Raw genomic sequence first — 24264 nt, forward strand, 5'->3', positions numbered from 1 at the left:
AATTAGCTATAATTCATAAAAAAAGACAGCCAAAACGACTGTCTCTATAATATTATGTTAAGTATGAAATTTAGTTCAGATCAAATCTATCCAAATTCATTATTTTAGTCCATGTTGCAACGAAATCTCTAACAAATTTTTCCTGAGCATCAGAACTTGCATATACTTCAGCCAAGGCTCTCAATTCAGAATTTGAACCGAACACCAAATCTGCTCGGGTAGCCGTCCATTTTGGCTGACCCGTTGAGCGATCAGTTCCCATATATAATTCATTATCTTCCGAAATGGCTTTCCATTGCGTTCTCATATCTAAAAGATTCACAAAGAAATCATTGGTTAAAACTCCGGGACGTTGAGTGAATATTCCATTCTTGGAACCATCAAAATTGGTATCTAAAGCACGCATTCCACCGATCAAAACTGTTAATTCAGGAGCGGTAATCGTTAATAACTGCGCTTTATCAATTAATAATGATTCTGTAGAAACCGTATATTTTTTCTTCAGATAATTTCTGAAACCGTCTGCTGCAGGTTCCAAATATCCCATTGATTCAACATCAGTCTGCTCTTGTGAAGCATCCATACGACCGGGAGCAAAAGGAACCGTAATGTTTTGTCCTGCATCTCTTGCTACTTTTTCAACTGCTGCACTTCCAGCCAAAACAATTAAATCTGCTAGTGAAATCTTTTTATTTCCGACTTGAGCATCATTAAATTCTTTTTGAATATTTTCTAATGTACCCAATACTTTTTGAAGTTGTACAGGATTATTTACTTCCCAATCTTTTTGAGGAGCCAAGCGGATTCTCGCTCCGTTTGCTCCACCACGCTTATCACTTCCTCTGAAAGTTGACGCAGAAGCCCAAGCTGTAGAAACCAATTCAGAAACACTTAATCCTGAATTTAGAATTTTATTTTTCAGAGATTCTACATCAGAATCATTAACTAATTCATGATTCACTTCAGGAATCGGATCTTGCCAGATCAAATCTTCAGCCGGAACATCAGAACCTAAATAACGAACTTTTGGTCCCATGTCTCTGTGCGTCAGTTTAAACCAAGCACGAGAAAAAGCATCTGCAAAAGCATCAGGATTTTCAAAAAAGTTTCTTGATATTTTTTCATACACAGGATCAAATCTTAAAGAAAGATCTGTTGTAAGCATTGTTGCTCTGTGTTTTTTATTAGGATCAAACGCATCAGGAATGATTTTCTCTCCGTCTTTTGCGACCCATTGATGAGCTCCTGCTGGGCTTTTCGTTAATTCCCATTCATTTTCAAATAGATTTTTAAAAAAAAGATTACTCCATTCTGTAGGTTTTTCAGTCCAAGTAACTTCCAATCCGCTTGAAATTGCATCTGTTCCTTTTCCTGATTTGTAAGAACTATTCCAACCAAAACCCTGAGCTTCAATTCCGGCAGCTTCAGGTTCTTTTCCAACGTGGTCAGCCGGTCCTGCACCGTGAGTTTTCCCGAAAGTATGTCCACCTGCGATTAATGCAACTGTTTCTTCATCATTCATCGCCATTCTTCCGAAAGTATCGCGAATATCTTTTGCTGCTAAGATTGGGTCAGGATTTCCGTCCGGTCCTTCAGGATTTACATAAATAAGTCCCATTTGTACCGCAGCCAAAGGCTTTTCAAGGTTTCTTGAATGAATATCTCCGTCAGCATTATCATCTGTCGGAAGAACGCCACGATTTTCAACTACTCCTTCAGATCCATGCGCATAACGCAAATCTCCTCCAAGCCATGTCTTTTCTGTTCCCCAATACACATCCTGATCAGGTTCCCAAACGTCTTCACGACCTCCCGCGAATCCGAATGTTTTGAAACCCATTGATTCAAGAGCAATATTTCCTGTAAGAATTAAAAGGTCTGCCCAAGATATTTTATTACCATATTTTTGTTTGATTGGCCAAAGTAATCTTCTTGCTTTATCCAAACTTACATTATCCGGCCAGCTATTTAAAGGTGCAAAACGTTGTTGTCCGGCACCTGCTCCTCCTCTTCCGTCACCTACACGATACGTTCCTGCACTGTGCCAAGCCATACGAATAAATAATGGTCCATAATGCCCAAAATCTGCAGGCCACCAATCCTGAGAATCTGTCATTAACGCGTGAAGGTCTTTTTTAACACTCTCTAGATCGAGACTTTTAAAAGCTTCAGCATAATCAAAATTTTCTCCCATAGGATTTGACAAAGACGAATGTTGTCTCAGAATATCAACTCTAAGCTGCTCGGGCCACCAATCTTTATTATTGGTTCCTCCACCTGCAACATTTTCCTTTTTCATCGTTCCGTTATGAAATGGACATTTGCTAATGTCGTTTGAATCTTTTTCCATTATAGTCTAATTTTTATGTTGATTTAGTTTAAATATTTTTTTTATAGTAATGCAAACATACAAAGTTGATTAAATAAATACAATCTATCAATAATATATTTACAATAGTTAAAAACTATAATCATTTATTGAATATTGATTCATTCAAAACATATGTATAAAAGATATAATAATGCATTTAAGTTAATAAAAATTCGTTTTAACTTAAATAAAAATCATTAACTAGAGTTCATATTTAGAATAATTCAATTTAGAATTAATTTTCCTTTATTTTCCGTATTCTTTATTGTTAAATTTTTAATAACTTTATCTATTGATAAACATGAATTTCAGTGTATGAAAAAAGTAATTATAGTTCTTCTCGTGGCATTCATTATCATTCAGTTTTTTCCGATTGATAAAACAAACCCACCACCGACACCCGGAATGGATTTTTTAAGAATAAAAAAGACATCTCCTCAAATAGCAAAAATGATAACTACTTCTTGTTACGATTGTCATTCTAACGAATCAAAATATCCTTGGTATTCAGATATTGCTCCATCTTCATGGCTGCTGAAAAATCATATTAATGAAGGAAGAAAGCATTTAAATTTCTCTACCTTTGCTACATACGAGCCTAAAATACAAGTTAATAAACTGGAAGAGTGCATTGAAATGATTGAAAAAGAAGAAATGCCTTTAGATTCATACTATCTTGGTCATCAGGATGCTAAATTAACTACTGAACAAAGACAGCAATTAATTAAATATTTCAAAAAAATAAAAGAAGAAACTGAACGGGCAATGGTATTTTAAAAATAAATCATGGACGAAAATTGGCAAAATAAATATATAGTATTTTTTGACGGAGAATGTGGAGTCTGCAATTTCTGGGTACAATGGATTTTGGAAAGGGATAAAAATGATCAATTTATGTTTGCTTCACTGCAATCAAATTTTGGACAGAGTTTTTTGTCAGAAAGAGGTCTTGAAACTAAAATATTCAACACTATGTATCTTTGGAAACCGAATCAATATTACCTCATAAAATCTAAAGCTGTTTTACAAATCGCATCAATATTAGGTGGAATCTATAAGCTTTCAGGAATTGGAAAAATTTTCCCTGCATCTTTAAGTGATAGTATCTATGATATTATTTCTAAAAATAGAATGAAATTGGCAAACCAAAAATGTTATCTACCTACGCCACATCAAAGAGGAAAGTTTATTGAAGTTTAAAAAAAATCAACTATTCTATTCTGAAAGTTTTAATTATTTTTTTAAACAAGTTAAAAGGGAGCTTATTATTGATTGTAAAATTTAAAAACAAACTTTTATTAAAAATTAGTTGAGATCCTTCGGGGATGACAAAAAGAGTGGGAGAGATAAAGGGTTGGAGAATTGGAGATTGCTTCGTCACTTCGCTCCTCGCAATGACAGGGCAACGCATCTAGCTTCTAGCTTCTAGCTTCTATCAAAAATACTAATCATTTATCAATGATGATTGATGTTTGTTGAGCTTGGTTGGAGTATGGACAAAAAAAAAAGTCTCATCCCTTAGTGTATGGACATAAAAAAACTCCTTCATCTATTGATGAAGGAGTTTTGAATAAAAACTGGCGGCGACCTACTCTCCCGCTTTCGCAGTACCATCGGCGCTGGTGGGCTTAACTTCTGTGTTCGGAATGGGAACAGGTGAGCCCCACCGCTAAAACCACCCTAAAGGCGTTATATAAGGTTGCAGGTTGATGGTTATAGATTGCAGGGAAAACCTGCTTTCTGACAGCTAACATCTGCTACCTGATTTTAATCGATAAAAACACTCACAAAGACAAAACCTTTCTTGCACTTGCAAGTCTCTTGAGATAGGTTTTTAATGTAATATTAATGATTACTCATTTGATGATTATATTTATTCCTTCAATAGGCAATAAATCTACGGGTAATTAGTACTACTCGGCTATGCTGTTACCAACTTTACACCTGTAGCCTATCAACGTCGTCATCTCCAACGACCCTTAAAAGATGTCTCATCTTGAGGCGAGTTTCGCACTTATATGCTTTCAGTGCTTATCTCTTCCAAACGTAGCTACTCAGCGGTGCTCCTGGCGGAACAACTGATACACCAGAGGTTTGTTCAATTCGGTCCTCTCGTACTAGAATCAAGCCCTCTCAAACATCTAACGCCCGCAATAGATAGAGACCGAACTGTCTCACGACGTTCTGAACCCAGCTCGCGTGCCACTTTAATGGGCGAACAGCCCAACCCTTGGGACCTTCTCCAGCCCCAGGATGTGACGAGCCGACATCGAGGTGCCGAACCTCCCCGTCGATGTGAGCTCTTGGGGGAGACTAGCCTGTTATCCCCGGAGTACCTTTTATCCTATGAGCGATGGCCCTTCCATACGGAACCACCGGATCACTATGTCCTGCTTTCGCACCTGATCGACTTGTAGGTCTCACAGTCAAGCACCCTTATGCCATTACACTCTACGCACGGTTACCAAGCGTGCTGAGGGTACCTTTGAAAGCCTCCGTTACTCTTTTGGAGGCGACCACCCCAGTCAAACTACCCACCACGCAATGTCCTTCTAAAAGAAGTTAGGCTCCAAGTAAGTAAAGGGTGGTATTTCAACGTTGACTCCACAAACACTAGCGTGCCTGCTTCAAAGTCTCCCACCTATCCTACACATTACTTACTCAAAGTCAATACGAAGTTATAGTAAAGGTTCACAGGGTCTTTTCGTCCCATTGCGGGTACTCGGCATCTTCACCGAGACTACAATTTCACAGAGCTCATGGTTGAGACAGTGCCCAGATCGTTACACCATTCGTGCAGGTCGGAACTTACCCGACAAGGAATTTCGCTACCTTAGGACCGTTATAGTTACGGCCGCCGTTTACTGGGGCTTCAGTCAAACGCTTCGCATTACTGCTAACGCCCTTCCTTAACCTTCCAGCACCGGGCAGGTGTCAGACCCTATACAGCATCTTTCGATTTAGCAGAGTCCTGTGTTTTTGATAAACAGTCGCCTGGGCCTTTTTACTGCGGCCACCATTGCTGATGGCGTCTCTTCTCCCGAAGTTACGAGACTATTTTGCCTAGTTCCTTAACCATGATTCACTCTAGCACCTTAGGATTCTCTCCTCGACTACCTGTGTCGGTTTTGGTACGGGTTGCTTCACTTCGGCTTTTCTTGGAAGCACTTTCCTTACAGCAACTTCGCCCGAAGGCTAGGTCTTGACTATTCCGTCAGTCTCCAGTAAGTACGGCACTCCGTCCCCTTTTTAGTGTGAGCAAGTATGGGAATATTAACCCATTGTCCATCCACTACCCCTTTCGGGTTCGCGTTAGGTCCCGACTAACCCTCAGCTGATTAGCATGGCTGAGGAAACCTTAGTCTTTCGGTGAGCGGGTTTCTCGCCCGCTTTATCGTTACTTATGCCTACATTTTCTTTTCTGTACGCTCCACAATGGCTCACGCCACTGCTTCTGTGCAAACAGAATGCTCCCCTACCAGATATAACCCAATGGTTATAAATCCATAGCTTCGGTACTCTATTTATGCCCGATTATTATCCATGCCGGACCGCTCGACTAGTGAGCTGTTACGCACTCTTTAAATGAATGGCTGCTTCCAAGCCAACATCCTAGCTGTCAATGCAGTCCAACCGCGTTGCTTCAACTTAATAGAGATTTGGGGACCTTAGCTGTTGGTCTGGGTTCTTTCCCTCTCGGACACGGACCTTAGCACCCGCGCCCTCACTGCCGTGGAACATTTATTAGCATTCGGAGTTTGTCAGGAATTGGTAGGATTTGACTCCCCCGCATCCAATCAGTAGCTCTACCTCTAATAAACTTATACACGACGCTGCACCTAAATGCATTTCGGGGAGTACGAGCTATCTCCCAGTTTGATTGGCCTTTCACCCCTACCCACAGGTCATCCGAAGACTTTTCAACGTCAACCGGTTCGGTCCTCCACTTTGTGTTACCAAAGCTTCAACCTGCCCATGGGTAGATCACAAGGTTTCGCGTCTAATACTACTAACTAAGCGCCCTATTCAGACTCGCTTTCGCTCCGGCTCCGGACCTGAAGTCCTTAACCTCGCTAGTAACATTAACTCGTAGGCTCATTATGCAAAAGGCACGCCGTCACCCAACATGTGGGCTCCGACCGCTTGTAGGCGTACGGTTTCAGGTTCTATTTCACCCTTCTATTCGAAGTGCTTTTCACCTTTCCTTCACAGTACTTGTTCACTATCGGTCTTTCAGGAGTATTTAGCCTTGGAGGATGGTCCCCCCATATTCAGACAGGATTTCACGTGTCCCGCCCTACTCATTTATCATCAAAATATACCTTTCAAATACGGGGCTATCACCCTCTATGGCTGTTCTTTCCAGAACATTCTTTTAAATATATAAAGACTTTTGGGCTAATCCGCGTTCGCTCGCCACTACTTACGGAATCTCTTCGATTTCTTTTCCTCCGGGTACTTAGATGTTTCAGTTCTCCGGGTTTGCTCTCTAAATAAATTTAGAGTGACATGTCTTCAACATGCCGGGTTGCCCCATTCGGACATCTGCGGATCAATTCGTGTGTGCCGATCCCCGCAGCTTTTCGCAGCTTACCGCGTCCTTCTTCGCCTCTGAAAGCCTAGGCATCCGCCATACGCCCTTAACGATTTCTTTCCTATTTTATTAATTACTCAAGCACTCGCAAGTGCTCGGTTTTCTCTTTGTGATATTTTTACCGTTAATGTCAATGATCTTTAATGTCTTTCTGCTTGTCTGATAAATGAATATTTGTTTTGGCTCTATTCATCGTACTTTTAAATCAGACTCACAAAACTGTGGAGAATAAGGGAGTCGAACCCTTGACCTCCTGCGTGCAAGGCAGGCGCTCTAGCCAGCTGAGCTAATTCCCCCTCTAGTCAGATGTTAGATGTTAGTAATTAGATATTAGTAAAAAACTAACTTCTAAGTTCTAATTTCTAACCTCTATTTTAATTAGTAGTCTCGGGCAGGCTCGAACTGCCGACCTCTACATTATCAGTGTAGCGCTCTAACCAGCTGAGCTACGAGACTTCATTATTTAGATATTAGAGGCTAGATTTTAGATGTTAGACTAATTTCTAACGACTAACTTCTAATTTCTAATTCTAAAATCTCTTTCTCCCTGATACTAATTTCTAGTGGGTTTTGTATTTTTTTAATATAAATCAACCGAGTAAAAAACTAAAACGTCCTTTAAGTAAGTACATGGTACACTTAAGTACCTTAATTTTGTTTAACGTCTAAAGACGCTCTAAAATGAGATGTTCCAGCCGCACCTTCCGGTACGGCTACCTTGTTACGACTTAGCCCTAGTTACCTGTTTTACCCTAGGCAGCTCCTGTTACGGTCACCGACTTCAGGTACCCCAGACTTCCATGGCTTGACGGGCGGTGTGTACAAGGCCCGGGAACGTATTCACCGCGCCATGGCTGATGCGCGATTACTAGCGATTCCAGCTTCATAGAGTCGAGTTGCAGACTCCAATCCGAACTGAGACCGGCTTTCGAGATTTGCATCACATCGCTGTGTAGCTGCCCTCTGTACCGGCCATTGTATTACGTGTGTGGCCCAAGGCGTAAGGGCCGTGATGATTTGACGTCATCCCCACCTTCCTCTCTACTTGCGTAGGCAGTCTCACTAGAGTCCTCAACTTAATGCTAGCAACTAGTGACAGGGGTTGCGCTCGTTGCAGGACTTAACCTAACACCTCACGGCACGAGCTGACGACAACCATGCAGCACCTTGAAAATTGTCCGAAGAAAAGTCTATTTCTAAACCTGTCAATTCCCATTTAAGCCTTGGTAAGGTTCCTCGCGTATCATCGAATTAAACCACATAATCCACCGCTTGTGCGGGCCCCCGTCAATTCCTTTGAGTTTCATTCTTGCGAACGTACTCCCCAGGTGGCTAACTTATCACTTTCGCTTAGTCTCTGAATCCGAAAACCCAAAAACGAGTTAGCATCGTTTACGGCGTGGACTACCAGGGTATCTAATCCTGTTCGCTCCCCACGCTTTCGTCCATCAGCGTCAGTTAAGACATGGTAACCTGCCTTCGCAATTGGTGTTCTAAGTAATATCTATGCATTTCACCGCTACACTACTTATTCCAGCTACCTCTACCTTACTCAAGGCTCGCAGTATCAATGGCAGTTTCATAGTTAAGCTATGAGATTTCACCACTGACTTACGAGCCCGCCTACGGACCCTTTAAACCCAATAAATCCGGATAACGCTTGCACCCTCCGTATTACCGCGGCTGCTGGCACGGAGTTAGCCGGTGCTTATTCGTATAGTACCTTCAGCTTTCCACACGTGGAAAGGTTTATCCCTATACAAAAGAAGTTTACAACCCATAGGGCCGTCGTCCTTCACGCGGGATGGCTGGATCAGGCTCTCACCCATTGTCCAATATTCCTCACTGCTGCCTCCCGTAGGAGTCTGGTCCGTGTCTCAGTACCAGTGTGGGGGATCACCCTCTCAGGCCCCCTAAAGATCATTGACTTGGTGAGCCGTTACCTCACCAACTATCTAATCTTGCGCGTGCCCATCTCTATCCACCGGAGTTTTCAATATTAAATGATGCCATTCAATATATTATGGGGTATTAATCTTCCTTTCGAAAGGCTATCCCCCAGATAAAGGCAGGTTGCACACGTGTTCCGCACCCGTACGCCGCTCTCAAGATCCCGAAAGATCTCTACCGCTCGGCTTGCATGTGTTAGGCCTCCCGCTAGCGTTCATCCTGAGCCAGGATCAAACTCTCCATTGTATGTTTGTCTGACTCACTCAAAGTTATTAACGTTCTAGTCTTTTCCTTACTTGGTTGTTATATCTATTTTTCAATGATCTTCTTGTATCTTCCGCTTTTTACCATACCTAATTTTCTGTCGTTTTCAGTATAGATTTGCGTGTGCAAAAGTAATTATTTATTTCTAATTGACCAAGATATTTTTGATTTAATTTAAAGTTTTTTAATTCACCCTAATCTCATCTTTCAACATCCCAATCTTCTACTCCTCTGCTCCCGTTTTACCGGACTGCAAAGATACAAATCTTTTTAAACCTTACAACTTTTATTTACTAAAAATTTAAAGTTTATTTCTAATCCGTTTCGTAGTATTCATACTCTATTACCTACTTCTGCGCTACTTCCAACATATCGTTTTCAGTGGGGCAAAAGTACTCCAATCTTACCCACCGTTCCAAATATATTTAACATAATGTTCATACAAAACTCGTATTGTGGAAAAGTTTTGATTATAAGCTATTGATATAGTTTTATTTATAGAGTAAGCCGTAGTTATCCACACTATTCGATTGTCTTTTTGAGAAGTGTCAGAATAGGTGTTTTCAACGGTTGAAAGCACTTTGAAGAGGATTTCTTGGATTATTAAATATACTATATAAGGTATACTCTAATAAACCGTATCGGTTTTGAAAACCCGGCAGGTTGGAAGTCGTTGTGATTATAGTTGTTTTGGATGTGGATGAGAGATAAATAATGGGCTGTCCTTTTGCCTTGAAGCAAACGGACCAAAAATTCAAGACTGGAAGCTGCAAGCTAAAAATGAATCCTGTTCTCTAAAAATTCTAAAACTTGCGCGAATTCAAGATTGGTTATTCGACTCAAGATTGGTCTCGCGCTTCAAACAGTAGAATTTTTTTAACGTTCTCAGAATTCATTTTCTTAACGCTGCAAATTCCTAGGTCGGGTTTGCAGTCATGGAAAGGACTAGCGATCGATTGATATTACCTCTAGGTAATTTCTACTACGAGAAAAAGCGATAAAAACACACACTACCCTAGCCCGGATTGAAGCGGCATCCTTTTGTGTGGCGGCCGCAGCGAAGCGCAGGACATCACTCAAAAGATACAGCGGAAAGGCGGATAAAGCTCCTGAAGATTTTTAAGTTACAGAGTGAATGGGTGGGAGAGCATTTTTTTTTTGAGATTGCTTTGTCACTTCGTTCCTCGCAATGACGGTTTGGGAAATAAAAAAAGCCAGAGTTTAATGACTCTGCTATACCTTATATATATGGTACTGAAAAATTCAAATGATCTCTAATAATCCCACAGATTATTTCTCATTAAAGTTTCTATAATCTGTGGAAAATATTTTAGTGAATGTTTATTGATTCAATGACCAAACAGAATAGCTGTTCGGGGCACATTGAATTTTCACCCATTTATCGCTTTGTGTCGTCGGATACCAAGTTGAGCTTCCTGTGAAGTCTTTAATTTGCTGACTTGCCCAATTGGTTTGGATCCATCTTTCCTGCCAGCTTGAGGAATTGTTGATGTAAACCACCAATCCCGGATTTCCGTTGTAACCGTTACGTCTGGCAATATATTCATCGTTATCTGTGTATAGAATTGATGTATTTCCGGTTGCTTTGTTGTTGTGGATCCAGATTAGGTTATTTAATCTTTCTTTATTCAGCCACTCTTCATAGTCTCTGTAGAAAATCGTTGGGTATCCTTCATGAGTCAGAATATAAGCATAAGCCAACATTTTATTATTGATAATATCCGTATCGTGGTTTGAAACAAAGGTTACCGCCTTGTAAGGATTTCTTTTCCACATCATGTCGTCGTTTAATGCATTAAGATTTCCGTTATCGAAGGCTTCATCCATTTTATAATAGGCTGCAAAGTCGAAAACAGAACTGTTGGCATTATTTGCCCACCATTCCAGAGTATTCACATTAGAATCCCATAATTCTCCAACAGAAAATCCGCCAACATTAGCATTCCAAGTATTGACAACCCATGGTCCGAAACCTTTAACATAATCGAATCTCCATCCATCAAATTTCATTACGTTTTTGTAATATTTTGCAACAGAATCATCTCTTCCCCAAAGCCAGTCCTGAACGTAAGGATTTGCATGACAAAGGTCCGGGAAGCCGCCAAATGCTCCTTCATCATTATTTCCATAAGAATTTTTGTAGAAATCATTGTAGCTTCTAGGAAATTTCCCTGATGCGACTTCTGAAAAATCTGTCCATGTGTTTGTTCCCGTAAAAGGATTTGCCTGAGACTGGCCACCGCTATTATGATTAATCACAATATCTGCATAAACCTGCATATTTTCGGTATGCGCTTTTGTAATTAATCCTTCCAGTTCTGTTCTTGATCCGAAACGGGTTTCTACGCTCCCATTTTGGTTGTAGTTGCCAAAATCATAATAATCTGTTGGATCATATCCCATTGAGTAGGCTCCATTTTGAGCTTTTGAAGCCGGCGGAAGCCAGATAGCACCAATTCCGGCATTTGACCAATCGGTTACTTTCCCTTTTACGGTATTCCACCAATTTCCGCCATCCGGAACATCCCAATAAAATCCCTGCATTAAAACTCCACCACCCGGTCCCGAAACAAATTTTCCATTTACTGGACTACTTCCGGTACTAAAAGACCGTCCATCGTGAGTGGTAACATTTACCGTTTTGTTGTGGACCTCTAATTGCTCAGGACTTTTATCAACAATCTCGTCATTATTCTGACAAGAAATAACAAAGCCTAAAGCTAAAAAAGAAAGTAAGAAATGTGTTTTTTTCATATACAATGTTTTAATTATTAAACTAATAACTAAATTACACTTTTATTGAAATAAATTCTTATTCAGGTGAAATAATTTTTGTATTGAATAATAAACTCCATTAATACATTATTTGGATCTTCATTAAAAAATCATAAACTTTGAAGATTTTCGGTACAATTTTTCCATTAATCCATATATTTGCATACTATGGAATACAATACCCAAAAAACCCAGCTTCATATGCCCGAATACGGCAGAATAATACAACAGTTGGTTGAGCGTTGCAAAGAGCTTTCTGACAGGGATGAAAGAAGCGAAATGGCGATGGCGATCATCGATTTTATGGGTCAAAGAAACCCACAACTTCGTGATGAAGAAAATTATAAACATAAACTTTGGGATCATCTTTTTATTTTAGCTAATTATGATCTGGATGTAGATTCACCATATCCGTTTCCTACAAGAGAGCAATTGGCAGAGAAACCAAAAACAATGGAATACCCTAAATTACAGGGAGATTTTAAATTTTACGGAAAAAGTATTCTTCAATTAATAGAAAAAGCAATAGAACTAGAACCTGGCGACGAAAAAGAAGCTTTGAAGGAGGTAATTGCCAATAATATGAAGAAATCTTATAATGTTTATAATAAAGAGCATGTTACTGATGATGTGATTTTCCGTCATCTGAAAGAACTTTCGGATAACAGGTTGGATCTTACCAATATAGAATCTCTTGAAAAGAGCAAGATCTACTATACTACCAACAACAACCGAAACAACAATAACAGAAGCAATAGTAATAACAACCGAAACCAAAACCAGCCTAATAAAAGAAGGCACAACAATAATAACAACAACAGAAGCAACACTAACAACAATAACAGAAAGTAAATGAGTGGAACATTTCAAATAAGAGGAGGAAAAAGACTGCAAGGTGAAATTACTCCACAGGGAGCTAAGAATGAAGCTCTTCAAATTTTGTGTGCAGTTTTATTAACTGATGAAGAGGTAAGAATTAAAAACATTCCGGATATCCATGACGTTAACAGACTGATTGAAATTCTTGGAGATTTTGGTGTAAAAGTAACCAAAAACGGACATGGTGATTACACTTTCAAGGCTGATAAAGTAAACTTCGATTATATAAAATCCAACGAATTCAAAAAAGACGGAGCAAAACTTCGTGGTTCTATCATGCTAATGGGGCCAATGTTGGCAAGATATGGTGAAGCTTATATGCCGACTCCTGGTGGTGATAAAATCGGAAGAAGAAGATTAGACACTCACTTTCAAGGACTTGTAGAACTTGGTGCAGAATTCCATTATGATGAAGAGGAATTCTTTTATTCATTAAAAGCTAAAGAACTTAACGGTAAATTTATTTTACTGGAAGAAGCTTCTGTAACAGGAACTGCCAATATCGTAATGGCTGCAGCTTTGGCAAAAGGTAAAACAAGAATTTATAACGCTGCTTGCGAGCCTTATCTTCAGCAACTTTGTAAAATGCTGAACAGAATGGGTGCCAATATTTCAGGGATCGGTTCTAATTTAGTAACAATTGAAGGGGTAAGCCACCTTCACGGAACTGAACATACAATGCTTCCAGACATGGTTGAGATCGGATCTTGGATTGGTCTTGCTGCCATGACAAAATCTGAAATCACCATTAAAAATGTAAACTGGAACCAACTTGGCGTTATTCCAAACACATTCAGAAAATTAGGTATTGAGCTTGAACAAAGCAATGATGATATTTACATTCCTGCTCAGGAAAATTATAAGATCCAAAAATTTATTGATGGATCTATTTTAACGATTTCTGATGCGCCTTGGCCGGGATTCACTCCGGATTTGTTGTCTATTATTTTAGTGGTGGCAACTCAGGCAAAAGGAAGTCTTTTGGTTCATCAAAAAATGTTTGAATCAAGATTATTCTTCGTTGATAAATTGATTGATATGGGAGCTCAAATTATTTTGTGTGATCCGCACAGAGCAACCGTGATTGGCCTTAATCAGGAAGCTCCATTAAGAGGAACAACAATGGTTTCTCCAGATATCAGAGCCGGAAACGCCCTTCTTATTGCAGCACTTTCTGCGGAAGGAAAATCAATTATCCACAATATTGAGCAAATCGACAGAGGTTACGAAAATATTGACGGAAGATTGAAAGCGATTGGAGCTGATATTGAGAGAATTTAAGATAAGAAATTAGAGGTTAGAATTTAGATATTAGTTTTTAGCCTGTATTATAAAGTAAAAGCGTTCAAAATTTTGAACGCTTTTTATTTTTTTGAGAAGTTCGGATTACCAGCCCCCGCCTCCACCGCCTCCGCCACCTCCGCCGGAGAATCCGCCGCCACCGGAACCGCTGCTTGAGCTTGATGGTTGTGTAGATGCAGATCTTATAGAATTGGTAAGGCTCGAGTTGAGTGTATTTCCAAAACTCAGATGATTAATGGAACTTCCAATATACCATGCATGGACATATTCTGTTCCGCTTGCCATATTTTTAACCATCGTTTCAAATTTCTTCCCCCAAATATCATCCACTCCCAAAACCATTGCAAAAGGCAATAACGTTTCAAAAACCTGTGGAGTCATCTGTGGAGGATTGTGAAATTTCAACTGTTCGTTTTCGGCAGCCCCCATGTACATTTTAAAACCTTCAATCAGAGATTTTTTTCTCAATTTTTCATCTGACGGTCTTTTAATTAAATATTGATAGATCACCAAAGAAGTAAATCCTAAAATAATGAAGAAGTAACACACTCCAAAATTAATAAGCTCACTTCCATTATTTCCTGCTTCAATAAATCCAAAAATACCGATGACCGCAATAATGGGAGCGGGAATTAAAAATTTCCACGAAACTCTGTTCGTTAAAAATGATGCTACAAAAAATACAACTAAAGAAATAACGTATACAGCAATTCCACCAATTATTTTTTCTACTTCAGGATCTATTTTAAAACTAATAATTAAGCCTAAAACATATACCACCGTCATGATTAAAATAGGTACAATAACTTTTGAAAAATTGTTTCCTTCATTTAAAAATTTATCATGCTGAAATGCCAATGTTCCTTTGAAACTATTGACTACATTTTCAATTTTTGAATTATATTTTCCATCAAACTTCAAGGTATCATTTCCTGTAAAAAGAGTGTTCATCAAATTGATCTCTTCCTTAGGTAAAGACTGATCGGGTTCTTTTAATTTATTTAAAGTAAATGTCTTTGTATTGAAAAGTCCTAAAATTCCGGAATCTTCACCTTCAATTATCTTTAAATATCCTTTTACAGCAAGGTTGACGATTGAAGCAGTTAGAAATTTATTTTTAAAACTTTCATCCTGCAAATATCCTAACGAAGCCGGCGAAAGATCTTCCGGAACGTTAAATTGTGGATAAACTGTTGGTTTATCAGGATCAACACCATATTTCCTCCATGTTGAATAGTAATAGAAGATCAAACCTAGAAATATGATCATTCCACCTATTAAAATACCAAATTTTTCTAGAAAAGTTGGCGGTGGCGGCGGAATCATAATTCCTTTTTGAAATCCTGCGGCAATGGTTAATCCCTCATTCGGAGCTAAATTCGTTGCAGACCACTCCATCGAATTATCTGATAAAATTGTAGAAGTACAGTTTTGAGAATCATTTCCGTAAGAGCCCGTATAACATGAATTTTGAAGAATTTTTGCGCCTTCAGGAAGCGTAATCTTTGCGGAAATGGTGTCAATTGCAAAATCCCAAACCGTTCCGTTGACATTCCAATATACCTCATCATATTTATCAAAAAATCCGATCTGATTTTCTGTTTTATATTGTATTTCATATTTATAGTCACCAGGACTTAGAATTACATCCTTATTTCCGACATATATTTTCAGATAACCGTCTTCAGTTTCTGTATGATAATCTTCCTCTACTCCATCTTTTTTTACGGAGATAATGTCATACTTTACTTTCTGAGTTTTGTTATTTAAGTTTCTCGACAAAGGAAGTGCGCGATAAATTCCTCTTTTAATATTGATTCCCAGACTGTGGACGTTGATGTTTTCTGTAATATTCAGGGCAGATTTTTTATCAACATTAATATCAGAATGGAAAGAGGTAATTCGTTCAACTTCAGCTTTACGATCTTCTATACTGTCATTTTCCTGCGAAAAAGCCAATGTAAAAAACAGTAAATAAAAAAGTAATAAAAATCTTTTCATTCTTTAAAACTTTACTGTTGGAACTTCTCTTTCTGCAATATTATCCAATTCGAAGAATGGCGATTTCTCGAACTTATACATATTAGCGATAATATTACTAGGAAAAGATTCTACCAATGTATTGTTATCACGAACGGTTCCGTTGTAATATCTTCTTGATTTTTCGATATCGTTTTCTATGGAAGTTAATTCAGATTGTAATTGTTGGAAATTAGTATTTGCTTTCAAATCCGGATATTGCTCTGCAACAGCGAATAAATTCATCATTGCCTGATTCAGGTTTTTCTCTGCAGCTTCCTTAGATTCTACAGAATTGGCACCTACAGCCTGAGCTCTTGCTCTCGTCACACTGTCCAATGTTTCGCGTTCGTGGGTTGCATAACCTTTTACTGTTTCTACCAAATTGGGGATAAGATCGTGACGTTTTTTAAGCATTACATCAATACTGCTCCACGCTTCCTGAACCAGATTTTTCAGTTTTACCAAACGGTTATAAATAGAAACTCCGTACAGAAGGAATATTACAACTAAGGCTATTACAATAATTAGAGTGATCATAGATTTTAATTTTAATTAAGCTTAAAAATACCCTTTTTTTAATTATGATTTAAAATAAAAAAAGCGCTCAGTAAACTGAACACTTTCGTAATTAAAACTATATGAACCTCCCCTAAAAATACTTCCTGCAGAGATATTCTACCGTTGTATTTAAAAGTTTATTTTTATTCAGAAAGAATTCAAGTTCCTGATACTCTTCTGAAGTTACGTTAATATATAATTGTACCGAACCAAAACTACGCCCATTGACGTACTCCACGTTAGCTGATAACACTCTGTGGCAAATTCCGAACTGATTATAAATGGTATTCATCAAATGTTCAAATTTCATTTTCCCATTCAATTCTATTTCCAGTATCAATTCTTTTTTAGCCAGGCTAATTCTATTGTGTAAAACCTGCACACTCGGATTTGGTGTAATCATAACTAAACATTTTTTTTTGGTTAGAGTTGTCTTGACTTAATTCATTTCATTTGTTTAAATCTTTGACAAAAATATAAAAAAATATTAGTCCACCAAATTAGTAGACTAATATTTTTTAATTTTAACTCTTTTCTTTAGTAAGTTTTTTAAGTTTCAGCTAAAGCCTTTGGAATTTGGGCAAAAATAAAACGGGCTAAAGCCCCGTTTCTATTATATATACTGTTATAAATATCTGATTATTTAAGAAGATTTATTTTCAAATTAATTCCGAATTATTTTAATTCCTTTATCCTTTCCAATTTATCTGATGCGGCTAGTCCGTTTGGATTACAGCCTAATTCTCCTTCCGGAACTTTAAGATTTTTCTTTTGATAAAATTGCTCCCAAAATTCGTTCGTTTTACCCGTTTTAGGATCAATGAAAGTCATAGGTTCCAATTTAAAAATATGGTCTTTTCGAAAAGCTCTTTCAATAAAATCTGAACAGTAGTAAGCGTTTTCATCCAAAATATAACTGAAATTGTAAGGTTTCCCCAACATAGATTCAGCTTTTTGTATCGCTGTAGGAATTGTATTCTGATATTCGGTTTTTAAACGATACAAAACGACTCTTTGCCCGTCATTCGTTTGATCTTTAAGAAAATCTTTCAAATTTTGCTTCTGAGAACCACCTTTTGGAGTTGCATGGAGAACAAAAAATTGATTTCCATCTTTTTCTAAAATTCCGATATGATCAAAAGATGCAGTTTTCTGTTTTTGAGTTACATTATTAATAGCTCCTGATAATCCTGTTTCTTTTGCGGTAACAAAAAGAAGGTCACCATTTTTTAAATCTGAAAGTGCAGAATTTTTACATCCTGACATCAATATTAAAACAAAAACGGTAAAAATTTTCAGTAAAAAATTATTTTTTAAAATTTGCTTCATAAGTATTAATCCAATCTTCAACAGTCATTTTTTTGCTCACCTCAGCTAATAATTCTAACGGAATATCATCCATTTTTTTGAAACGGACACAAGATTTTCCCATATCGAGTTTTCTTTTAGAATATTTTGGAAATTCGGCTACAAACCAATCCAACAGTTCTGGTTTTGCATACATTCCCATATGATAAAACGCAATGAAATTCTTTTGAGAAGCCAGCCCCATAAACGGAAGCGACGAACCCGGCGTACAATGATAGCCAGCAGGGTAAGTTTCCAATGGGACATCCCAGCCAACCATTCCGTAACTTACTCCTTTCTGGAAACCTTCGGGTAAATTATCGGTAATTGTATCAAATATTTTTTTGAAAATGTCCTGTCTTTCTTCGGGAATTTTCGAGATATAATCTTCTACAGAATCTGCTTTAATTTGCATTTTAATTCGGTTTTAATAATTCTCAAAATAACAAAATTTATATGAACCTTCTCTTACAATTTTAATTAAATAAAAAAAGACAGCTATATATCAAATATAACTGCCTTCCCTGTTTATTTAAGTCTAAAAATTCTTATTGTTTAATAACTTTCGTAATTGATTTGGAACCGTCTTTGAAAGTAATTGATAACAAATACAAGCCTGAATTCAGTGTACTTAAATTAAGCTCTTTTCCAGGATTATCAATAAGTTTCACTACTCTTCCTGAAACATCATTAACTGTTACAGATTTCACATCTTTCAAATCAGAAATATACAATACATCTCTGAAAGGATTAGGATATACAGAAAGTGATTTCTTAGTAGCAACCTCAGAAGTTCCTAAAGTATTAGCCTCCCAATAGATATCATCCCAATAATAAGATTTTCCATCGTTAATACCTTTTATAGCTAATCTTGCATTGGCAGGAATTGAAGCAGGAACTGTCACTGTATATTCAGAATTGGCAGCTGTGTAAGTTGTATTAGTGATAGATAATGCTTCAAGTAATACAAAACTACTCGCATCTGCAGTATTGGTAACATATCCTACATTAAGAGTACCGCCAGCAGTACTTGTAACTCTTGCTTTAAATCTTAGTTTATGAGTTCCTGCATTGATATTGGTAAATATCGGCAGAACAACTGTTGTAGGAGTAGAACTTGTACTTGTGTATTGATAAATATTTCTTGTTCCGGAAGCAGGTGTAGTTGATGTAATCGTCTGGCTACCAGTTCCTGCTAATCTTACCCAACAATCAGGTACAAGATCACCTGTTCCGTAAGAATCAAAATTCTCAGAAAGCATTGTCATTGGTCCACATAATGTTTTAAATGTAACCGGATAAGACCAGATACTTACATCTGATGTACTACAAACTGAACGTACCCAAACATAATAAGTTGTATTTGGAGTAAGATTAGCAATATTTATTGTAGTAAGACTCGTAGTTCCTGAAGGTGGCGTTGTAGCTAAAGGAGCAGTATTGGTTGTAGAAACAAAATACTCATATCCATTTGCAGGAGCCGGAGAAGCCGTCGTCCATGTTACATCAGCAGACACCGTTGTCATATTAGAAGCAACAACTGCAGTTGGCGTAATACAAGAAGGTATTGCCTCCCAATATACATCATCCCAATAGTAAGATTTTCCGTCATTTTTATTCATGATCGCCAATCTTGCATTTGCAGGAACAGAAGCGGGTACTATTACCTTATATTCTGCATTTGGGTCTGTATATACAGTATTATTAATAACTAATGTTTGGATAGACGTGAAAGTTGCTGAACTTGTAGCATCTGTTACATATCCAACATCTAAAGTTCCTGGTGAAGTAGTTACTCTGGCTTTAAATCTCAACCAGTGGGTTCCTGCGTTAACATTACTAAACTGAGGTAACACAACATACGTAGAATTTTGCGACGTTGTACTATACTGATAAATATTTCTTGTTCCGGAAGCCGGTGAAGTCGTTGTAATCGTTTGAGTTCCCGAAGTATTAATAATTCTTGCCCAACAGTCAGGAACAATACTTCCTGTACTATAAGAATCAAAGTTTTCAAACATAGAAGTCATTGGACCGCACAACGTTTTGAATGTTCCTGAGAATGACCATACACTCTGACCTGTTGAATTATTACATTTTGTTCTTACCCAATAATAATAAACTGTATTTGCAGACAAGCTTCCTATTGTTGTACTTGTGCCCGGAATACTAGTAAGAGTCGGAGCTGTACTACTTGTCGGAGCTGTATTTGAAGTACTGTAGTAAATTTCATATCCCGAAGCTTGTGTAGTAGCCGGTACCGTCCATGAAACCTGAGCTGAATTTGCTGTTAAAGTTCCTACAGGCTGCAAAACGGGCGCCGCGCAATCTGAGAAAGCATCAGCAGAGAAAGCAAAAACATTTGTATATCCCTGTGCTGTAGAAGTTTTAGTTACCGTTACACTTTGTATTGGTTTTGTTTGATTAGCTCCATCTATTGCTAATGCATTCTGATACAATCTTGGATTTGTTGCGTTTGCTTCTAAAACGTCTGTGTTTCTGTTAATTCTTCCAATTCCCTGAATGGCAAAATTTGTACCCCCATACCAGTCAGATACACTTACATTGGTAAAAGTTTGAGTAGAATTATCCGTAAAAGTTACAACTACATTCGCTGTAGATGCCCCACTTCCACTTGTTGAAAGCATGTACAAAGTAACCGCTGCCTTTGGCGTAGAAAACACTAAAGTTCCGGTATCATTCGTATTTGCAAGTCTTAAAGAATTGTTACCACTTAGATCGCCAAGTTTATAGCTTAATCCCGGAGTACCTGCAACCACAGAATTGATAATCCCGTCTGAAGGTATACCATAAGTAAGAGCAGTACTGGAAGATGTAAGCTGGTAATCTCTCGCTACAAAAGCAAAAGAAACGCCGTCAACATCAGTAGTGGTAGAAATCGAAGAAGAGCCTACTCCATTAGCAATTACATCAGCATTATAGCCGGATTGTATAGGCATTGTTTGAAAATTTTGCGCCGTCATAGAGGATGCCGACAAAAGAGCAATAGCATTTAAAGCTCCAAAAAATAGTTTTATTTTCATATTACTTAAAATTATCGCTGTAAATTTAATAAAAAAACAATATAAAACACTTATTAACATATTTATTTTAAAATAATAACATTAAACAACACATTAACCTCATTATAATTAAATTTAAAAAAATGAATAATTAAAACTAAAAAATTAATTAATATAATTATTTAATCAAAATAAAAACAAATCATTATCGATTCAAAAATTCTATTTATATGCATTTATTCATTATTTTATTATTGAAGAATTAAATGTTATTTTTGTCATACAAATTTTTTGAACAATGCCGAATATTTCAAACAGAGCACAACACATGCCGCCATCGCCAGTAAGAAAACTGGTTCCTTTTGCCCTTAAAGCAAAACAGAAAGGAGTAAAAGTATATCACCTTAATATCGGACAGCCTGATATTGAAACTCCGGAAACGGCTTTAAATGCTTTAAAAAACATTGATTTAAAAGTATTAGAATACGCTCTTTCTGAAGGAAATATAGAATACAGAAAGGCGCTTACAGAATATTATCATTCATTAGATTTCACAGATCTTACACCCGATAACTTCATCGTAACCAATGGAGGTTCTGAAGCTTTAAACTTTGCCATCTCAACATTATGTGATGACGGTGATGAAGTAATCATCCCGGAACCATATTACGCTAATTATAACGGATTTACAAGCACTTTCAATGTAAATGTTGTTGCCGTGCCTTCAACTATTGAAACAGGATTTGCACTTCCTCCGATTGAAGAATTTGAGAAAAAAATCACAGACAAAACAAGAGCGATTGTTATCTGTAACCCTGGAAATCCTACAGGTTATCTTTACACACGTGAAGAACTTCAAAAATTAGCAGAAATTGCTTTAAAATATGATATCGTTGTAATCTCAGACGAGGTTTACAGAGAATATGTGTATGACGGAAAACAACAGATTTCAATGCTTGCTTTCCCGGAATTAAGCGAAAACTGCATCATCATTGACTCTGAATCTAAGCGTTACTCAATGTGCGGCGTAAGAATCGGATGTCTGCTTACGCGTTCTAAAAAAATTCATGATGCAGCAATGCTTTTTGCTCAGGCAAGATTGAGCCCCGTTTTATTGGGACAAATTGCAGCAACAGCGGCTCACCAGAATGACGGAGCCTACATAAGAGCAGTAAGAGAAGAATATACTCACAGAAGAAACGTTTTGGTTGATCAATTAAATGCTATTCCCGGAGTGATCTGTCCGAAACCAAAAGGGGCATTTTACTGTGTAGCCGAGCTTCCTGTAGACGATACAGAAAAATTTGCTCAATGGCTATTGGAGAAATATTCTCTTAATAATGAAACGATCATGGTTGCACCTGCAGGAGGATTCTACAGCAATCCGGAATTAGGTAAAAAACAAGTAAGAATTGCATACGTTTTAAAAGAACAGGACTTAATCAGAAGTGCCGAAATTTTAAAAGATGCTCTTGAAAAATATAAATTAGAGTTTCACCTTTAATATTTAATAAAGATGTCAGCAATAAAGATCAATAATTTGAAGATGTTATTTTCAACATTTTTATTGCTGATATTTTTTTCTTGTCAGAAAGAAACCCAACCAAAAGCTGATAAAAATAGGAATGAGATCACATTCATTGGCTTTTCAACAGTTGGCGGAAAGTTAGGAAGTTATAAGATTATTAAACTAACAAAAGATTCCATCAATCTGACGCAGGGAGCGACTTCTTCAAAAATCCATAAAAAATGGAATTCTGCCATTGACCAGCAAACCTGGAAAAAATTAACCTCATCTATTGATATCAAAACGCTGGACAAGATCAAAAGTTCAGAAAGTTTACAGGCTCAGGACGGAATGGATGAAACTTTTCAGATCAAAACATCAAAAAGTTCTCATGTATTCGTCAATTCATATAATGATACGATTCATTATCATCAGCTTCAAAAATTCAAAGATCAATTAGAAAAAATTCTTCCCAAAGAATACAAATAATGCCATGCACGAAAATTTTTCTCTAAAACCTTACAATACTTTCGGTGTAGAAGCCAAAGCAAAATATTTTATTGAAGTACATTCAATTGAAGAATTAAAAGATGCTTTAAAGTTCTCAAAATCTCAAAACCTCCCGCTCCTTTTTCTTGGAGGCGGAAGTAATATTTTGTTTACAAAAGATTTTGATGGATTGGCTATAAAACTTAGTTTAAAAGGAATTAACGAAGACTTTGTTAATATATATGAAGTCTGGGTAACCGCAAAATCAGGTGAAAACTGGCATGAATTCGTCCTATTTTGTTTGAATAAAAACCTTGGCGGACTTGAAAATTTATCTTTAATTCCGGGAAATGTAGGAACTTCACCGATGCAGAATATCGGAGCGTACGGAACTGAGATCAAGGATATTTTTGTAGACTGTAAAGTTTTAAACCTAGAAACATTAGAAATTGAAACTTTTGATATTGAAAAATGTAGATTCGGTTACAGAGATTCTATTTTTAAGCAGGAAGGAAAAGGGAAATATGTGATTCTGGAAGTTACTTTTAGACTATCGAAAAAAAATCACAGAATCAAAACTGAATATGGAGCCATTCAATCTGAATTAAAGAATTTAGGCATTGAAAATCCAACAATCCAAGATGTTTCCAAAGCGGTAATCAATATCAGACAAAGCAAACTTCCCGATCCAAAAGTTATAGGAAACGCAGGAAGTTTCTTTAAAAATCCGACCATTCCTTTAGCTCAATTTGAAGAATTGAAACAAAAATTTGAAAATATTCAAGGTTATCCGAACGGAGAATTTGTAAAAGTTCCTGCTGGCTGGCTGATCGAACAATGCGGTTGGAAAGGAAAGCAGATCGGAAACGTTGCTTCTCATCAAATGCAGTCTTTGGTTATCATCAATGCAACGGGAAATGCAACAGGCCAGGAAATTTTTGATTTTTCAACTGAAATTATCAATTCGGTTAAAGAAAAATTTGGTATAGAACTGGAGAGAGAGGTGAATATTATATAACTTTATCTTAAGATTTTATAAAAAATATTCAGATAGTTTTTCTGATTTTTATCATTTATTTTAATTTATTCTAAATAAATATATAGCAACGTATTTATAATAAATATATTTGCATTCGCTTTTTTTTTAGAATAAATAAAAATA

15 protein-coding genes, 2 tRNA genes and 3 rRNA genes are annotated in these 24264 nt (G+C 37.2%); 7 read left to right on the forward strand and 13 right to left on the reverse strand.

The features are described 5' to 3' along the window. Positions 1 to 70 precede the first annotated feature (70 nt). Positions 71 to 2350 carry a catalase/peroxidase HPI gene (gene katG / locus EG348_RS02605; RefSeq protein ID WP_123980406.1) on the reverse strand — a complete coding sequence of 760 codons (2280 nt, stop codon included), beginning with the start codon at positions 2348 to 2350 and terminating at the stop codon, positions 71 to 73. Between the two features lie 336 nt (positions 2351 to 2686). Here katG and EG348_RS02610 point away from each other — a divergent pair, with 336 nt between their 5' ends. Then, complete coding sequence (locus EG348_RS02610; RefSeq protein ID WP_123980408.1) at positions 2687 to 3148, forward strand: heme-binding domain-containing protein; 462 nt, start codon at positions 2687 to 2689, stop codon at positions 3146 to 3148. 9 nt (positions 3149 to 3157) lie between these two features. Continuing rightward, positions 3158 to 3571, forward strand: a complete 414-nt coding sequence (locus EG348_RS02615; protein WP_123980410.1) for a thiol-disulfide oxidoreductase DCC family protein — start codon at positions 3158 to 3160, stop codon at positions 3569 to 3571. 375 nt (positions 3572 to 3946) lie between these two features. On the opposite strand, the gene rrf is transcribed toward EG348_RS02615, so the two are convergent. The 6 genes from rrf to EG348_RS02645 all read right to left on the reverse strand — a co-directional run bounded on the left by rrf (position 3947) and on the right by EG348_RS02645 (position 11954). Further along, positions 3947 to 4054, reverse strand: a 5S ribosomal RNA gene (rrf, locus tag EG348_RS02620). A gap of 204 nt (positions 4055 to 4258) precedes the next feature. Beyond that, a 23S ribosomal RNA gene (locus tag EG348_RS02625) occupies positions 4259 to 7025 on the reverse strand. A 162-nt stretch (positions 7026 to 7187) separates the two neighbouring features. Then, positions 7188 to 7261 (reverse strand) — tRNA-Ala (locus EG348_RS02630). 86 nt (positions 7262 to 7347) lie between these two features. Next, a tRNA-Ile gene (locus tag EG348_RS02635) sits at positions 7348 to 7421 on the reverse strand. A gap of 223 nt (positions 7422 to 7644) precedes the next feature. Continuing rightward, positions 7645 to 9161 (reverse strand): 16S ribosomal RNA (locus EG348_RS02640). The 16S, 23S and 5S rRNA genes sit together here with 2 tRNA genes alongside, the layout of an rRNA operon. 1359 nt (positions 9162 to 10520) lie before the next feature. After that, positions 10521 to 11954 carry an alpha-amylase gene (locus EG348_RS02645; protein WP_123980412.1) on the reverse strand — a complete coding sequence of 478 codons (1434 nt, stop codon included), beginning with the start codon at positions 11952 to 11954 and terminating at the stop codon, positions 10521 to 10523. A 189-nt stretch (positions 11955 to 12143) separates the two neighbouring features. Between EG348_RS02645 and EG348_RS02650 the strand changes: the two genes are divergently transcribed. Continuing rightward, positions 12144 to 12827, forward strand: coding sequence for a DUF4290 domain-containing protein (locus tag EG348_RS02650; protein WP_123980414.1), 684 nt, complete (start codon positions 12144 to 12146; stop codon positions 12825 to 12827). Continuing rightward, positions 12828 to 14135 (forward strand): UDP-N-acetylglucosamine 1-carboxyvinyltransferase, encoded by a 1308-nt coding sequence (gene murA, locus EG348_RS02655; protein ID WP_123980416.1) that lies wholly within the window; start codon positions 12828 to 12830, stop codon positions 14133 to 14135. It abuts the gene before it with no gap. A gap of 105 nt (positions 14136 to 14240) precedes the next feature. Here murA and EG348_RS02660 read toward each other — a convergent pair whose 3' ends face one another. The 6 genes from EG348_RS02660 to EG348_RS02685 all read right to left on the reverse strand — a co-directional run bounded on the left by EG348_RS02660 (position 14241) and on the right by EG348_RS02685 (position 21127). Continuing rightward, entirely contained in the window at positions 14241 to 16157 is a 1917-nt protein-coding gene (locus EG348_RS02660; RefSeq protein WP_123980418.1) for a DUF2207 domain-containing protein, read from the reverse strand. Positions 16158 to 16160: 3 nt separating this feature from the next. Further along, positions 16161 to 16715, reverse strand: coding sequence for a LemA family protein (locus tag EG348_RS02665; RefSeq protein WP_123980420.1), 555 nt, complete (start codon positions 16713 to 16715; stop codon positions 16161 to 16163). A 112-nt stretch (positions 16716 to 16827) separates the two neighbouring features. Continuing rightward, on the reverse strand, positions 16828 to 17139 hold the full coding sequence (locus tag EG348_RS02670; protein WP_123980422.1) for an NIL domain-containing protein: 312 nt from the start codon (positions 17137 to 17139) through the stop codon (positions 16828 to 16830). A gap of 272 nt (positions 17140 to 17411) precedes the next feature. Next, a complete protein-coding gene (locus tag EG348_RS02675; RefSeq protein WP_228414826.1) occupies positions 17412 to 18002 on the reverse strand; it encodes a YiiX/YebB-like N1pC/P60 family cysteine hydrolase in 591 nt (196 codons plus the stop codon). Between the two features lie 40 nt (positions 18003 to 18042). Next, entirely contained in the window at positions 18043 to 18498 is a 456-nt protein-coding gene (locus EG348_RS02680; protein ID WP_123980426.1) for a DUF1801 domain-containing protein, read from the reverse strand. A 133-nt stretch (positions 18499 to 18631) separates the two neighbouring features. Further along, complete coding sequence (locus tag EG348_RS02685) at positions 18632 to 21127, reverse strand: T9SS type A sorting domain-containing protein (RefSeq protein WP_164463243.1); 2496 nt, start codon at positions 21125 to 21127, stop codon at positions 18632 to 18634. A 277-nt stretch (positions 21128 to 21404) separates the two neighbouring features. On the opposite strand from EG348_RS02685, the gene EG348_RS02690 reads away from it, so the two are divergent. From EG348_RS02690 to murB, 3 genes are read left to right on the forward strand one after another with little or no spacing between them, the layout of a single operon-like run. After that, a complete protein-coding gene (locus tag EG348_RS02690) occupies positions 21405 to 22610 on the forward strand; it encodes a pyridoxal phosphate-dependent aminotransferase (RefSeq protein ID WP_123980430.1) in 1206 nt (401 codons plus the stop codon). A gap of 12 nt (positions 22611 to 22622) precedes the next feature. After that, positions 22623 to 23102 carry a hypothetical protein gene (locus EG348_RS02695; protein WP_123980432.1) on the forward strand — a complete coding sequence of 160 codons (480 nt, stop codon included), beginning with the start codon at positions 22623 to 22625 and terminating at the stop codon, positions 23100 to 23102. Positions 23103 to 23106: 4 nt separating this feature from the next. Then, the gene (murB, locus tag EG348_RS02700) at positions 23107 to 24120 is read left to right on the forward strand and encodes a UDP-N-acetylmuramate dehydrogenase (protein WP_123980434.1); all 1014 of its coding nucleotides are present in this window, start codon (positions 23107 to 23109) and stop codon (positions 24118 to 24120) included. The last annotated feature ends 144 nt before the right edge of the window (positions 24121 to 24264 follow it).

The sequence above is a fragment of the Chryseobacterium sp. G0201 genome (assembly GCF_003815655.1).
Taxonomy (GTDB): Bacteria; Bacteroidota; Bacteroidia; order Flavobacteriales; family Weeksellaceae; genus Chryseobacterium.

Coding starts and splice junctions, on each gene's coding strand:
- EG348_RS02610 (WP_123980408.1), top strand. CDS start 2,687: ATGAAAAAAGTAATTATAGTTCTTCTCGTGGCATTCATTATCATTCAG.
- EG348_RS02660 (WP_123980418.1), bottom strand. CDS start 16,157: ATGAAAAGATTTTTATTACTTTTTTATTTACTGTTTTTTACATTGGCT.
- EG348_RS02685 (WP_164463243.1), bottom strand. CDS start 21,127: ATGAAAATAAAACTATTTTTTGGAGCTTTAAATGCTATTGCTCTTTTG.
- katG (WP_123980406.1), bottom strand. CDS start 2,350: ATGGAAAAAGATTCAAACGACATTAGCAAATGTCCATTTCATAACGGA.
- EG348_RS02650 (WP_123980414.1), top strand. CDS start 12,144: ATGGAATACAATACCCAAAAAACCCAGCTTCATATGCCCGAATACGGC.
- EG348_RS02670 (WP_123980422.1), bottom strand. CDS start 17,139: ATGATTACACCAAATCCGAGTGTGCAGGTTTTACACAATAGAATTAGC.
- EG348_RS02680 (WP_123980426.1), bottom strand. CDS start 18,498: ATGCAAATTAAAGCAGATTCTGTAGAAGATTATATCTCGAAAATTCCC.
- EG348_RS02695 (WP_123980432.1), top strand. CDS start 22,623: ATGTCAGCAATAAAGATCAATAATTTGAAGATGTTATTTTCAACATTT.
- EG348_RS02675 (WP_228414826.1), bottom strand. CDS start 18,002: ATGTCAGGATGTAAAAATTCTGCACTTTCAGATTTAAAAAATGGTGAC.
- EG348_RS02690 (WP_123980430.1), top strand. CDS start 21,405: ATGCCGAATATTTCAAACAGAGCACAACACATGCCGCCATCGCCAGTA.
- EG348_RS02645 (WP_123980412.1), bottom strand. CDS start 11,954: ATGAAAAAAACACATTTCTTACTTTCTTTTTTAGCTTTAGGCTTTGTT.
- EG348_RS02615 (WP_123980410.1), top strand. CDS start 3,158: ATGGACGAAAATTGGCAAAATAAATATATAGTATTTTTTGACGGAGAA.
- murB (WP_123980434.1), top strand. CDS start 23,107: ATGCACGAAAATTTTTCTCTAAAACCTTACAATACTTTCGGTGTAGAA.
- EG348_RS02665 (WP_123980420.1), bottom strand. CDS start 16,715: ATGATCACTCTAATTATTGTAATAGCCTTAGTTGTAATATTCCTTCTG.
- murA (WP_123980416.1), top strand. CDS start 12,828: ATGAGTGGAACATTTCAAATAAGAGGAGGAAAAAGACTGCAAGGTGAA.